The sequence below is a fragment of the Pseudomonas sp. GW821-FHT09C10 genome (assembly GCF_059418085.1).
In genome coordinates this window covers 74,173-86,995 of the sequence record NZ_JBWKPE010000013.1, presented here as the reverse complement: position 1 = coordinate 86,995, position 12,823 = coordinate 74,173, and the positions used below count along the sequence as shown (strand labels likewise).

Below are 12,823 nucleotides of genomic sequence, written 5' to 3'. Positions count from 1 at the left end.
TTTGCTGCAATCTCTTACAGGGCTTAGATGCCCAGGCAGAGGTATTTGATTTCCAGGTAATCCTCGATCCCGTACTTGGAGCCTTCACGGCCCAGGCCCGAGGCCTTGATGCCGCCGAACGGCGCCACTTCGTTGGAGATCAACCCGGTGTTGACCCCGACCATGCCGTATTCCAGGGCTTCGGCCACACGGAACACACGGCCCAGGTCGCGGGCGTAGAAGTAGGACGCCAGGCCGAATTCGGTGTCGTTGGACATCGCGATCACTTCGGCTTCGTCTTTAAAGCGGAACAGCGGCGCCAGCGGGCCGAAGGTTTCTTCCTTGGCGACGGCGGCGTTTTTCGGCACGTCGACCAGGATGGTCGGTTCAAAGAAGTTGCCTTCCATGACCTTGCCACCGGCCAACAGCTTGGCGCCTTTGCTCAGGGCGTCGGCGATGTGTTCCTGGACCTTGGCCACGGCTTTTTCGTCGATCAGCGGGCCGGTGGTGGTGCCTTCTTCCAGACCGTTGCCGATCTTCAATTTGGCCACCGCGACTTTGAGTTTTTCCGCAAACGCGTCGTACACCGAATCCTGGATGTACAGGCGGTTGGCGCAGACGCAGGTCTGGCCGTTGTTGCGGTACTTGGAGATGATCGCGCCTTCGACGGCCTTATCCAGGTCCGCGTCGTCGAACACGATAAACGGCGCGTTGCCGCCCAGCTCCAGGGAAACTTTCTTGATGTCCTTGGCGCATTCGGCCATCAACTGGCGACCGATTTCGGTGGAGCCGGTGAAGGACAATTTACGCACGATCGGGTTGCTGGTCAGCTCGCCGCCGATATCGCCGGCGCTGCCGGTGACCACGCTCAGCACGCCTTTCGGGATACCGGCACGGTGCGCCAGCTCCACCAGGGCCAGGGCCGAGAACGGCGTTTGCGAAGCAGGCTTGATCACCATGGTGCAACCGGCGGCCAAGGCCGGGCCGGCTTTACGGGTGATCATCGCGGCCGGGAAGTTCCACGGGGTGATGGCGGCGGTCACGCCGATAGGCTGCTTGATCACAATCAGGCGCTTGTCGGGCTGGTGGCCGGGAATCACGTCGCCATAGATGCGCTTGGCTTCTTCGGCGAACCACTCGATAAAGGACGCGGCATAGACGATTTCGCCCTTGGCTTCGGCCAATGGCTTGCCTTGTTCCAGGGTCATCAGGCGACCGAGGTCGTCCTGGTTTTCGATCAGCAGCTCGAACCAACGACGCAGCTTGTTGGCGCGTTCCTTGGCGGTCAGCGCACGCCAGGCCGGCAGCGCCTTGTCGGCAGCTTCGATAGCGCGACGGGTTTCCGCAGCGCCCATCTTTGGCACGGTACCGATAATCTCGCCCGTGGCAGGGTTGTTGACCTTGATGGTCTGACCGTTGTCCGCATCCACCCAAGCGCCATCGATAAACGCCTGCTGGCGGAACAACTGGGAATCTTTGAGCTGCATGTCGGCTTTCCTTAACAGCACCGCGCGCACGCGGAGCGAATTAGAGTTGTTGAAAGGCGCCTTGTGGGCTGCCGTCAGGGAAATCAGCCCCCGCGCGCGCGATCAGTGAATAGCGCACGAGAGACAGAGCGTTTGAAATCTCAAACGAATCCTAGGATCAATGGGGGTACAGGGCAATAGTCTGTTCGAAAAAAAGAACGAAAACGGCGCATTTGCCGGATTTTTCTGATCAGCGTGATTCGAGCCCGTTCCGTCGTGTTGACCAACGGTGCCCGGCGCAGGGCCTCTGCGCGGCAAATGCCTACGTTTGAACGGCCAAAGACCGGCATGGACGCCCAAGGTCGACATGGGTATGATGTCGCCCGCACAAGCATCCGTAGCTCAGCTGGATAGAGTACTGCCCTCCGAAGGCAGGGGTCGTGGGTTCGAATCCCGCCGGGTGCACCAGATATACATGAAAAGCCCCAGGTCGAAAGGCCTGGGGCTTTTTTGTAGACTGTCGATCAGCCCGATCACTGAGTTCTCACATGAGCGACAGCAGCCAGAACCAACACCCTCCAGCCCCACTAGGTGAAATACTGCTGTTCCAGAGCGGTGACGGTTCAGTTCGCCTGGAGTGTCGTTTTGACAGCGATACCCTGTGGCTATCGCAGGCCATGATTTGTGAGTTGTATGGCAAGGCGAAAGCGACTATCAGCGAACATATCAGCCACATCTTTGCAGAGGGCGAATTGGCTGAAAATTCAGTTGTTCGGTTTTACCGAACAACTGCCGCCGACGATAAGCCCTACAACGTCAGACACTTCAGCCTACCGCTGATTCTGGCCGTCGGTTATCGAGTACGTTCCAAGCGAGGTACGCAGTTCCGCCAATGGGCTACGCAGATATTGCAGGAGTTCTTGGTCAAAGGCTTCGTCATGGATGATGAACGGCTGAAGAACCCTCCAGTGGGTCGTTCATTGGTTCCTGACTACTTTGACGAATTGCTTGAACGCATTCGCGATATCCGCGCCAGCGAGCGGCGGGTTTACCTGCGAGTTCGGGAGATTTTCGCGATGGCTGCGGACTACGTGCCGTCGAATAGTGAAACGACCGCTTTCTTTCAAATCATTCAAAACAAACTGCACTTCGCGAGCACCGGCCTTACCGCTGCCGAACTAATTGCCCAACGTGTCGACTCGACACAACCAAATATGGGCCTCACCAACTTCAAAGGTGATGAGGTACGCAAAAGCGATGTCACGATCGCCAAAAACTATCTGCGTGCAGACGAAATTTCCGCATTGAATCGCATTGTCACCATGTGGCTGGACTTCGCAGAAGACCAAGCGTTGAGGCGCAAGCAAATCTTCCTACGGGACTGGCAGGAAAAACTGGATCAGTTCCTAGCCTTCAATGACCGTGAGGTTTTGCAGGATTCTGGACAGGTCAGCAAGCACGTGGCTGACGACAAAGCGAAAGCGGAGTACGAACGTTACAATCAGCAACGCAGGGTATTGAAAGAAGCCAAGGGAGAATCCTTAAGCATTGAGGCACTGCGGGCGATCTCACAGAAGACAAATCAGTGAAGCCGTTCGTATGGCTCATAGGCCTCAAGTCAAAAGACCTCGGAATTTTTGTGGGGCGGCATCGACGCCCAAATGCTGAGCAATCTCGATAACCCCCTCACACCCGGAGACTCACGGATGAGCACTTCCAACCCACCCATCACCCTTGCCAAGGGCGCCGCCAGTGCGACGCTGATCGGGGTGATTGCCGTGTTTTTGTGGGCGTGCCTGGCGCTTCTGACCACCTTGACCGCCGGGATCCCGGCCTTTCAGTTGCTGGCTTTGAGCTTCGCGGTCGCGTTCGTGGCCAGCCTGTGCGTGCTGGGGCTGCGTGGCGCTGCTGGGTTCAGCAGCTGGCGCCAGCCCTGGCCTGTGTGGGCCACGGGGTTTGCCGGGATCTTTGTCTATCACGCGTTGTATTTCTTTGCGTTGAAGGCCGCGCCTGCGGCTGAAGCCAGCCTGATTGCCTACCTGTGGCCGCTGCTGATCGTGCTGCTGTCGAGCTTTGCTACCGGCGAATCGCTGCGCAAGCGCCAGCTGCTGGGCGCCTTGCTCGGCCTGGCGGGGACGGCCTTCATCATGCAGCTGCGGGCCCGGAGTGACAGTGCGTCGATGCCGGTGGTCGGTTACGCCGCCGCCTTTGCGTGTGCCTGGGTCTGGGCGATTTATTCGGTGTTCAACCGGCGGTTCAGCCATGTTCCGAGCAGCATCATCGGGGGTATTTGCGGGCTGGTGGCAGTGGCCGGCGGGCTCTGTCACCTGGCTTTCGAAACCACGGTGCGGCCTGAGCCGGGCCAGTGGGCCGCAATCATCGCCCTGGGGCTGGGCCCGGTGGGCCTGGCTTTTTTCGCCTGGGACCACGCGACCAAGCACGGAAACCTATCGATGCTGGGCGCCCTGTCTTATCTGGCGCCGCTGTTCTCCACGCTGCTGCTGATTGCCGTGGGGCAAAGCGATGCCAAGCCGATCCTGATGATTCCCGCGGTGTTGATCATTACGGGGGCGGTCATCGCCACTTCACGCTCACGCACGACCTCACGGTGATCTCGACGGGCCGAGTTTTTCAGTCGTGCCCACACGCCCCCACTACCCTTCTCTGTCTTGCTTGGGGAGTCGGGAGCGGGGCAAAGACTGCGGCGGTCAGCGTGCGCGTCAGACCCTGGCAGGCGACACAATGATCTTCACATTGTGTTCCTTGTTTTTAACCAGCTCCTCAAAGCCCTGCCCCACGATCTGCTCCAACTGAATGCGCCCCGTGACCAATGGCGAGATGTCCAGCCGCCCATCCGCGATAAACGCGATCACGTCGGCGAACTCCCCGTTGTAGGCCAGCGCGCCGAGTACCTGTTTTTCCGTGGCCACCAGCTCGAAGAAGTTGAATTCACTGGGTTCTTCGAAGATGCCCACCAGTACGCACTTGCCAGCCTTGCGGATCAGGTCGATGGCAAGTTTGGCCGTGTGTTTGTTGCCGATGCATTCGAAACTGACGTCCGCGCCGAGCCCGCCGGTCAGGCGGCGGACCTCGGCCAGGGCGTCGCATTCATTCGGATCGAGCACATGGGTCGCCCCCACTTCCCGGGCCTTGGCCTTGCGCGCGCCGGACATTTCCAGCGCGATCACCTGGGCCGCGCCCGCCGCCTTGGCGCACATGATGGTGCACAGGCCGATGGTGCCGGCACCGACCACCACGACGTTTTGCCCGAGCAGGCTTCCGGCTTTTTTAACCGCGTGCATGCCGACGGCCAGAGGCTCGATCAGCGCTCCGGCTTCAGCGGGGAAGTTCGCCGGTAGCTTGTACAGCAGGTTGGCGGGCACGTTGACCAGCTCGGCGAAGGCGCCGTTGTTCATCAGGCCGGTGAAGGCCAGGTTCTCGCAAATGTTGTACAGCCCGTGGGTGCAGTAGTAGCAGGTACCGCAATGTTGGCAGGCATCGGCCGCCACCGGCTCGCCGACGCTGAAACCCTGCACGCCGGCACCGAGTTCGACGATCTCGCCACAAAACTCATGACCGAGAATGCACTGGCCCTTGATCCCGGTCAGCGGGTGCGGGGCGTCGACCGGAATGAACACCGGGCCGGCCACGTACTCATGCAGATCGGAGCCGCAAATGCCGCACCATTGCACGCGGATCTGCACCCAACCGGCAGGCGGCGAAACGGGCAGCGGCACGTCTTCGACGCGGATGTCGTTACGACCGTGCCAGACAGCGGCACGCATGCTGCGTTGCGAGTTGCTCGAAAGGCTCATAGCGAAGTCTCCTTGAAACGGTTGGCACTGGCGCGCCGGGTGGGTTGCCAGGGGCTAGAGCAAGGCCGGTGCCAGCTGTGCAAAAACGCCTGGACGCCCCTCTCCTAGAGCCGCCGAATGAACCCCCAAGGGTGGCCGGCATTGAGGTCAAACGAGACGCGCCATGCCAGATCGCACGCGGTAGCGACGAGACCGTGAGACGTTGCGTCTCACTGCAAGCGTTGATGCCAGGGGCGTGCCTGATACACCTCAGTCGTCTTCAATAGGGGCGCTTCGCACCCCAGCGCGCGGCAAGCCCGCTCACCACAACAAGCCCGATCACCACAGCAAGCCCGATCACCACAAGTAGGGTGTTCGCCCTTAACTGACGGACCGGCGCCAACCAAGGGTGCTCAAGCGGCCCAAGCCACCTGTATGACGTTTTGTCAGCCGATCTGTATCTAACGCGCGCCCTGCTCCCGCCCTACCATCAGGCGCATCCAACCTGCGCAACGACGCGCTCAACCTACAGGAGTTAACCCATGCCCGAACTGTCGAGCCTGCTGGCGTATGGTCTGATTTCCCTTGGCATGGTGCTGACGCCCGGCCCGAACATGATCTACCTGATTTCGCGCTCGATCTGCCAGGGGCCGCTGGCTGGGTTGATTTCACTGGGCGGTGTGGCGCTGGGTTTCGTCGTGTACATGCTGTGCGCGGCGCTGGGTATTACCGCGCTGCTGATGGCAGTGCCGTATGCGTATGACGCGCTCAGGCTCGGCGGCGCGCTCTACCTGTTGTACCTCGCCTGGCAAGCGGTCAAGCCCGGCGGGCGCTCGGCGTTTCATGTGCGTGATTTGCCCAGGGACGGCCCACGTAAGCTGTTCATGATGGGTTTTGTGACCAACTTGTTGAACCCGAAAGTCGCGGTGATGTATCTGTCATTGCTGCCCCAATTCATCACCCCCACCGGCCACGGCAGCGTGCTGACGCAATCCATCGTGCTGGGTTTTACCCAGATCATGATCAGTGTGAGCGTCAATGCCGTGATCGCCATCATGGCCGGTTCCATCGCGACATTTCTGGCGGCCAAGCCGGTATGGCAGCTGGTGCAGCGCTGGCTGATGGGGACGGTGCTGGCTGGCCTGGCGGTGCGCATGGTTTTTGATGCGCGGCGTTGAAGACGGGGCTTGAGGGCACTGTGGTGAGCGGGCTTGCCCCGCGTTGGGCTGTGCAGCAGCCCCAAAACCAGACGCTGTGCGCTATCGGGTATACCGCATTTGTCTTCATTGGGGGTGCTTCGCACCCCAGCGCGGGGCAAGCCCGCTCACCACAGATTACCGGTGGCCCATTCTTTCTTGGTCAGTGCTTGCGCAGCGCCTCCAGCCGTGCGGGCAGGTCTTCCTCGGGGAAGCGCGCGTGCAACGCCAGCAATTTTTCATCCGCGGCTTTGCTTTCACCCGCTTCACGCAAGCGCACGATCGACTGTAACTCTTGCTCCAGCGACGGCAACGCTGACGGTGCGCGCTTGCTGAGCCTGGCGCTCGATTCATCTGCCAGCGCACCTGCCATCTCAGCCTGAACCGGCGCACTTTCAGCCTTGGGCGCGGCGGCGATGCGCGCCATCGGCGCCGGTGCGGACAACGCTTGCGGTGCCGGGCGGGCGGTTTCCTCGTGCATGGCGGAGAAGGTCGCCGTGGAGATTTCAGGTTGCGGCACGGGCGAGCGCGTGACCACGCCGATCATCAGCGCCAAGCCGGCCACTGTGGCGAATGCCATTTGCCAGCGCGGGCGTTGGCAGGCGTGCAGCCAGCGTTGCCACAGGCTCGGTTGCGGTGCCGGGGCTTCGCGGCGGGCGGTGTTGAGGATGAAGGCGTCGAGGGACGCGGGCGGCTCGCCGGTGCTGTGTTGACGGTAATGCTGGAGCAGCACGTCGTCGGTGTCGGGCGTGTGTCGGGAGTCGGTCATGCAAGTATCTCCTCGGCCAGCAGGCGGCGCAGTTTCTGCTGGGCGTAACGCAGGCGGCTTTTGACGGTTTCCAGCGGGGCTTGGGTGAGGGCGGCGATTTGCGGCACGTCGAGGTCGCCGTGCAGGCGCAGCAGGAAGACTTCGCGCTGGTCTTCGGGCAAGTCTTGCAGGGCGGCGTCGAGGCGCGCCTGGTCGCGGCTCAGGCTCAGCTGTTGCTCGGGGCCGGCGCTGTCGTCGGCCTGGGCGTGCAATTGCTCATCGTAGCTGTCGTGCAGCGGGTTGTGGATGCCGTGCTTGCGCCAGTGGTCGATCAGGCGGTTGCGGGCGATCTGGAACAGCCATGTACGAAAACTCGCCCGGCCTTGTGGCTGGGTATTGCTGCGGATCAGGCTGAGCCAGGTGTCCTGGTAGATTTCCTCGGCCAGTTCGGCCTTGTTGCTCAGGGACACGAGGAAGCGGTAGAGGCCTTGGCGATGCCGCGCGTACAAGGCTTCGAACGCGGCGGCGTCACCGGTGCGGTAACGGGCCAGCAGCGATTCGTCGCTGGATGGATCATCTGGAACAGCCATGCAGGGGGCGAACTCCTTTTATAAATTTAACGCTGTTCAAGTGTGGGAGGGGGCAAGCCCCCTCCCACATTTGATCAGTGTCCTGTTTGAGATCAGGGTTTCAGGCTTTGGGCCAGTTCCACCAGTTGCACGAACTCGTTGCGCAGACCAAAGGGGTCATCGCCCCGGGCCGAGCGGGCCAATGCGGCGGTGTCCTTCAAACTCATGCTGCCAGTGTAGCGGCCATCGCCCTTGAGCTGTTGGGCGAAGGCGGCCACCGCCGCCGAGAAGCGCAGGTCGTCGCTGGCCTGGGTGGTTTCGTGGCGGATGGGCCGTTCGATCAAGCGGCTGTCACCGCCCGTGGCGGGCTTGTAGCGCACGCGCAGCATCGCCAGTTCATCGGATTTACCTTCGGCCGCAGGCGCAGTGGCGTAGCGCAATGGCTCCAACCAGCCCTTCTGGCCCTTCGGCACAATTTCATACAGGGCGGTCACGGTATGCCCTGCGCCGATCTCACCGGCATCGACTTTGTCGTTGTTGAAATCCTCACGCTTGAGGGCGCGATTTTCATAGCCCAGCAGTCGATACTCGCTGACCTGTGCCGGGTTGAATTCCACCTGCACTTTCACATCCCGCGCGACCACCGCCAGGGTTGAACTGAGCTGGTCCACCAGCACCTTGCGGGCTTCGCGCAGGTTGTCGATATAGGCGTAATTGCCATCGCCGGCATCCGCCAGTTGTTCCATCAGGTGTTCGTTGTAGTTATCCACACCGAAGCCGAGGGTGGTCAGGGACACCCCGCTTTTACGCTGCTCGACGGCCATTTGCTTGAGGCTGTCGAAGTCGCTGACGCCCACATTGAAGTCACCGTCGGTGGCCAGCAGGATGCGGTTGATGCCCTTGTCGATAAAGCCTTCGCGGGCCATCTGGTAGGCCAGTTCGATACCGGATGCGCCTGCCGTGGAACCGCCGGCGGTGAGTTGATCGATGGCATTGCGGATCCTGGCCTTGTCGCGACCCGACGTAGGCTTGAGCACCACGCGGGACTCACCGGCATACACCACCAATGAAACCCGATCCTGATCACGCAACTGGTCCACCAGCAATTTCAGGGTGCTTTGCACCAGCGGCAAGCCTTCGCGGCGGTCCATGGAGCCGGACACATCCACCAGGAACACCAGGTTGGCCGGCGCCAGGTCCGCCACGGCGCTGTCGGACGCCTTGAGGCCGATGCGCAGCAGTTGGGTATGCGGGTTCCACGGCGTGGCGGCGACTTCGGTGGTCACGCCAAACGGTGAGCCGTCGGTGGGCAAGGCGTAGTTGTAGGGGAAGTAGTTGACCATTTCCTCCAGTCGCACAGCGCCTTCGGGCGGCAGGCTGCCTTGGTTGAGGAAGCGTCTGACGTTGGCGTAGCTGCCTGTGTCGACATCCACACTGAAGGTGGACACCGGCGTCTCGGCCACGCGATGCACCGGGTTGTCCGGCAGGTTGGCGTATTGCTCGCGGGGTTCGCTGCGGTAATCCATCGCCGCTGATTCCTGCATGCGCATTGGCGCAGGCATTGCCATGCGCTTGACCAAGGCGCCCTGGGGCGACGCGCGTTGCAACTCGGCGACGGGCTCGGCCGGTTTGGTCAACTCAGGGGATGAGGACAGCCCACAACCGGCCAGCGCCACCACCAGGGTGACGGCAAAGCCTTGGGCAGCAGGACGCAGGAAGAGCAGAGGACGGGACATGGGCTGAACCTCGTGAATGAATGATCCGTTCACAAGGTCAGACGCAAGGTGCGGGTGGTTCGGGTTAACTCTGATTCAAATGTGGGAGGGGGCTACACCCCGATGGTGGTAGATCAGTCAGTACATGTTTGACTGAACCACCGCCATCGGGGGCAAGCCCCCTCCCACAGTTGGTCTGTGGTGTTCTCAGAATCCGGATATCAGTCCGTGCCGTACTTCGGGTTACGCGGGCCGTACAGGATCCCCGCGCGTTGGCCCGGCGTCAGCAGGCGTGCACTGGTGATGCCGGCAATCGGGTGCGCCGCATCGGTGGAGCTGTTGATCACTTGCTTGACCGCCGCGGTGATCAGCATGCCCACCAGGCCGCCGCTGTTGTTGTTGCCTTCCTCGCTGGAGGCCCGCGCCGAACCGGTCCACAGGGTGGTGCCGGTGCGCAGGTCCACCAGTTTGGCCGAGGCGGTCACGGCGGTGTCGCTGGAAATCAGCATGTACTTGGTGCCGTACTCGCTGACGGTGATGTACAGCGCCGCGTCCGCGCCGAAGATGTCATGCAGCTTGGCCGGTGGCACGCCCTGGATATCGTTGGCGGTGGTCAGGCCGTTCTGGCGGAAGGTTTCGTCCACCAGGGCAATCGGCAGCACGTAGTAGCCGGCTTCGGCCAGCGGGTAGGTCACTTGCGAGACCAGGCTGTACGAGGCCTGCACTTCCGGCGACTCATTGAGCGGCGGCAGTACCAGGATCGACTTGGGCCGCGCCTGCTTGTACGCCGTGTAGTCAATGGTCTTGGGCACTGCGCAACCGCCGAGCAAAGCCAGGGCCAGCAAGGCACCGGTGAGTTTCAACAGGCTCATTTAGTGGCCACTCCGGTCTTGGCGTTTTTCAGCAGGAAGTCCATGTACGAAGCAGACTCGGGGAACAGCGCCTTCTCGGTGCGGAACTCCTGCACCATCTGGTCATCCTTGCCCATGCTCAGGTACAGCATGCCCAGGTGCGCGTGGTAACCCGGCGGCGCCTTGCGGCCGCTGGCGTTGATCTTTTGCAGATCACGCTCCAGCGCCTCGACCTGCGCTTCCTTGGGCTCGCCCTTGAAGTACTCGTAAACCTGCGGCTGGTAGCTTTCCCATTGATACAGGGGCTGGGGCGCCGTGTGGCACCCGGCGACCGCCGCGATCGCTGTCAGCATCAGCGCCAACTTCACTGCCTTGCTCATCCGTGTACTGCTCCTTGAGGTGCTGTTGATCAGTTGCGCGGGTTCCAGGCGCCGGCGTTGATGCCGTCGACCAGGCGGTTGATGGCTTCGCGCATGGCCAGGTCGAGGACCTTGCCATTGAGGGTGGAGTCGTAGCTGGCGGTGCCGCCGAAGCCGACCACTTCACGGTTGGACAGCGCGTACTCACCGGCGCCCTGGGTGGAATACACCACTTCGGAAGTGCTGATGTTGACGATGTTCAGTGCGACCTTGGCGTAGGCCACTTGGGTCTTGCCACGGCCGAGGATGCCGAACAGCTGGCGGTCGCCGGTCTCTTTGCGGCCGAATTCGGTCACGTCGCCGGTCACCACGTAGTCAGCGCCCTTGAGCTTCTGCGCAGTGCCCTTGATCGCGGCTTCCTGGGAGATTTCACCCATGTTGTCGCGATCCAGCACGCTGAAGCGGTTGGTCTGCTGCAGGTGGGTAATCAGGATGGTCTTGGCCTGGCCACCGAGGCGGTCGACGCCGTCGGAGAAGATGCCGCGCATGTAGCTGGAGCGGTTATCGAACTTGCCCACGGCGATGGGCACACGCACGCCGGAATAGGCGACGTTGGCGCTGGCGACCTGTTCCACCGGCATGGCGCGGTTGCTCTCCGTGGCGCAACCGGCCACGGTCAACAGCGCTGCGGCGGTGAGGCCGGACAGCAGGATTTTGGACAGTGTGTTCACGGGGTGCTCCTGGGGGTGGTAAATCGGTAGTGGGCAACGTTAGCGAGACGGGATGTCGCGCAGATCATCGACGATGTCGCGGCTCAACACGCCGGTATAAAAACGCTCGACGCTCGAGTTACCGGAGTTGGTGATGATCCCGCCCATGGTTTTCCATTTTTGCGCTTCACCCATCACGCCGGCAGGCACAAGGTTGTTTCGCGTCTTGGCAAAATGCAGGACCTCGCCAGCGCCCTTCTTGACCTTGACCCGATAGCTGAAATCGACAGCGGCCAGAATGGTGTTGTCATCAACGATCAACGTCGAGAGACCGCCTTTTGAGTCGGGGATATGGCGCGTGTAGACGATGCTGATATCCAACAGGTAATCGGCTTTTTCCTTGCTGGATGCATAACGCTTGGCGCTGAGCAGGCGGTCGACCAGATCGACACCGAGTTGCTGGCGAACCTTGTCATCCGGCAGGAAGCGCTCGTTCTTGCCCACCACCTCAACATCAAACGTGTCGAGCCAGTACGTGGCGTTCTTGGGAATGGTGACCGGTGCCGGCGAGATGTAGTACTCCGGCTTGGAGGCGCAGCCCGCCATCAGGCAGGCGACGAGGAATACGGCAAACATGCGCATGTCTGGATTCGTCCCTGAAAAGTATCGTGCTTTAAACAATCGCGGCATTTTACGGGGTTGAGAGCGGTTCTCAAGGTGTTTCGTCGGTTGCCGTGCGGTGGCGCACATTCCCTCAAGTTATGGGGATACGGGTCGAAACAGTAACTTGGCTTGCTCACTTATAGGGACATTGCGTGCTTAACACTCTGCTTCGGGCTACGGCCCTGATCGCTGCGCTGTCGATGACCGGCTGCGTTTCCTACACCGTCACCGGCCCCATCGCCGCCCCGCTCCACCCGGTCGCTGTCAGCAGCCCGCGCAGTGCACAAATCGCCGATGTGACGGTGAGCGCCGCCGACGTCAACGAAGCCAACAAGGCCGCCATCAGCAGCTCCCTGACGGCCCAGATCACTCAGTATGTGCGTACCGGGGGTTACTTCAAGCAGGTCACCGAGTACCCGGTGCGCCTGGGCGAGCAGGACGTGACGCTCAAATTCAACATGACCGCCCTCAAGGGCCATCGCGCGCCACACCCGGCGTACGTACCCGGCGCGCTGCTGACGCTGACCATCTGGATCTGGGTCAACGGCCCGATCTACGTGGACAGCTTCGAGGTGGCCGGCGACCTGGTGATCGTCGACCGCAACGGCAAGGAACTGGCCAAGGCCAAGGATTCGATCAAATTCGAACACAACGTCGGGCTTTACAGCGGCCAATACTGGGCACCGTCGATGGGCGGCCAACAGCTGACCAAACTGGTCGGGCAACTGCTCGACACCGCCACCGCCAACCTGGCCAAACCGTAATTTCAAGGA

At 61.4% G+C, this 12,823-nt stretch carries 13 protein-coding genes and 1 tRNA gene; 5 read left to right on the top strand and 9 right to left on the bottom strand.

Annotated elements, in window-relative coordinates; all coding sequences use genetic code 11:
- Positions 1–23: 23 nt before the first annotated feature.
- The gene (gabD, locus tag AC07OT_RS22950) at positions 24–1,466 is read right to left on the bottom strand and encodes an NADP-dependent succinate-semialdehyde dehydrogenase (RefSeq protein ID WP_027607874.1); all 1,443 of its coding nucleotides are present in this window, start codon (positions 1,464–1,466) and stop codon (positions 24–26) included.
- 370 nt (positions 1,467–1,836) lie between these two features.
- Here gabD and AC07OT_RS22945 point away from each other — a divergent pair.
- The 3 genes from AC07OT_RS22945 to yddG all read left to right on the top strand — a co-directional run bounded on the left by AC07OT_RS22945 (position 1,837) and on the right by yddG (position 4,057).
- Positions 1,837–1,913: transfer RNA gene (locus AC07OT_RS22945), tRNA-Arg, on the top strand.
- A gap of 80 nt (positions 1,914–1,993) precedes the next feature.
- Entirely contained in the window at positions 1,994–3,034 is a 1,041-nt protein-coding gene (locus AC07OT_RS22940) for a virulence RhuM family protein (RefSeq protein ID WP_495109112.1), read from the top strand.
- Positions 3,035–3,151: 117 nt separating this feature from the next.
- Positions 3,152–4,057, top strand: coding sequence for an aromatic amino acid exporter YddG (gene yddG, locus AC07OT_RS22935; protein WP_495109111.1), 906 nt, complete (start codon positions 3,152–3,154; stop codon positions 4,055–4,057).
- Between the two features lie 108 nt (positions 4,058–4,165).
- Here the strand turns inward: yddG and AC07OT_RS22930 are convergent, their stop codons facing one another.
- On the bottom strand, positions 4,166–5,230 hold the full coding sequence (locus tag AC07OT_RS22930) for a 2,3-butanediol dehydrogenase (RefSeq protein ID WP_227432305.1): 1,065 nt from the start codon (positions 5,228–5,230) through the stop codon (positions 4,166–4,168).
- A 551-nt stretch (positions 5,231–5,781) separates the two neighbouring features.
- Between AC07OT_RS22930 and AC07OT_RS22925 the strand changes: the two genes are divergently transcribed.
- The gene (locus AC07OT_RS22925; protein ID WP_495109110.1) at positions 5,782–6,417 is read left to right on the top strand and encodes a LysE family translocator; all 636 of its coding nucleotides are present in this window, start codon (positions 5,782–5,784) and stop codon (positions 6,415–6,417) included.
- Positions 6,418–6,598: 181 nt separating this feature from the next.
- On the opposite strand, the gene AC07OT_RS22920 is transcribed toward AC07OT_RS22925, so the two are convergent.
- The 7 genes from AC07OT_RS22920 to AC07OT_RS22890 form a co-directional block, all read right to left on the bottom strand.
- Positions 6,599–7,204: a hypothetical protein gene (locus AC07OT_RS22920; RefSeq protein WP_495109109.1), complete on the bottom strand. Its 606-nt coding sequence runs from the start codon at positions 7,202–7,204 to the stop codon at positions 6,599–6,601.
- Positions 7,201–7,773, bottom strand: a complete 573-nt coding sequence (locus AC07OT_RS22915; RefSeq protein WP_253492783.1) for an RNA polymerase sigma factor — start codon at positions 7,771–7,773, stop codon at positions 7,201–7,203. The genes AC07OT_RS22920 and AC07OT_RS22915 overlap by 4 nt, the downstream gene beginning before the upstream one ends.
- Before the next feature lie 92 nt (positions 7,774–7,865).
- Positions 7,866–9,488: a vWA domain-containing protein gene (locus tag AC07OT_RS22910; protein WP_495109108.1), complete on the bottom strand. Its 1,623-nt coding sequence runs from the start codon at positions 9,486–9,488 to the stop codon at positions 7,866–7,868.
- A 200-nt stretch (positions 9,489–9,688) separates the two neighbouring features.
- Complete coding sequence (locus AC07OT_RS22905; protein WP_495109107.1) at positions 9,689–10,339, bottom strand: DUF799 domain-containing protein; 651 nt, start codon at positions 10,337–10,339, stop codon at positions 9,689–9,691.
- Positions 10,336–10,698, bottom strand: a complete 363-nt coding sequence (locus AC07OT_RS22900) for a DUF4810 domain-containing protein (RefSeq protein WP_027608086.1) — start codon at positions 10,696–10,698, stop codon at positions 10,336–10,338. The genes AC07OT_RS22905 and AC07OT_RS22900 overlap by 4 nt, the downstream gene beginning before the upstream one ends.
- A gap of 29 nt (positions 10,699–10,727) precedes the next feature.
- Positions 10,728–11,408 (bottom strand): CsgG/HfaB family protein, encoded by a 681-nt coding sequence (locus AC07OT_RS22895; RefSeq protein WP_027608087.1) that lies wholly within the window; start codon positions 11,406–11,408, stop codon positions 10,728–10,730.
- Positions 11,409–11,447: 39 nt separating this feature from the next.
- Positions 11,448–12,029, bottom strand: coding sequence for a hypothetical protein (locus AC07OT_RS22890; RefSeq protein ID WP_065926307.1), 582 nt, complete (start codon positions 12,027–12,029; stop codon positions 11,448–11,450).
- Positions 12,030–12,202: 173 nt separating this feature from the next.
- Between AC07OT_RS22890 and AC07OT_RS22885 the strand changes: the two genes are divergently transcribed.
- The gene (locus AC07OT_RS22885; RefSeq protein WP_408012425.1) at positions 12,203–12,814 is read left to right on the top strand and encodes a hypothetical protein; all 612 of its coding nucleotides are present in this window, start codon (positions 12,203–12,205) and stop codon (positions 12,812–12,814) included.
- Positions 12,815–12,823 lie beyond the last annotated feature (9 nt).

Coding starts and splice junctions, on each gene's coding strand:
- gabD (WP_027607874.1), bottom strand. CDS start 1,466: ATGCAGCTCAAAGATTCCCAGTTGTTCCGCCAGCAGGCGTTTATCGAT.
- AC07OT_RS22940 (WP_495109112.1), top strand. CDS start 1,994: ATGAGCGACAGCAGCCAGAACCAACACCCTCCAGCCCCACTAGGTGAA.
- yddG (WP_495109111.1), top strand. CDS start 3,152: ATGAGCACTTCCAACCCACCCATCACCCTTGCCAAGGGCGCCGCCAGT.
- AC07OT_RS22930 (WP_227432305.1), bottom strand. CDS start 5,230: ATGCGTGCCGCTGTCTGGCACGGTCGTAACGACATCCGCGTCGAAGAC.
- AC07OT_RS22925 (WP_495109110.1), top strand. CDS start 5,782: ATGCCCGAACTGTCGAGCCTGCTGGCGTATGGTCTGATTTCCCTTGGC.
- AC07OT_RS22920 (WP_495109109.1), bottom strand. CDS start 7,204: ATGACCGACTCCCGACACACGCCCGACACCGACGACGTGCTGCTCCAG.
- AC07OT_RS22915 (WP_253492783.1), bottom strand. CDS start 7,773: ATGGCTGTTCCAGATGATCCATCCAGCGACGAATCGCTGCTGGCCCGT.
- AC07OT_RS22910 (WP_495109108.1), bottom strand. CDS start 9,488: ATGTCCCGTCCTCTGCTCTTCCTGCGTCCTGCTGCCCAAGGCTTTGCC.
- AC07OT_RS22905 (WP_495109107.1), bottom strand. CDS start 10,339: ATGAGCCTGTTGAAACTCACCGGTGCCTTGCTGGCCCTGGCTTTGCTC.
- AC07OT_RS22900 (WP_027608086.1), bottom strand. CDS start 10,698: ATGAGCAAGGCAGTGAAGTTGGCGCTGATGCTGACAGCGATCGCGGCG.
- AC07OT_RS22890 (WP_065926307.1), bottom strand. CDS start 12,029: ATGCGCATGTTTGCCGTATTCCTCGTCGCCTGCCTGATGGCGGGCTGC.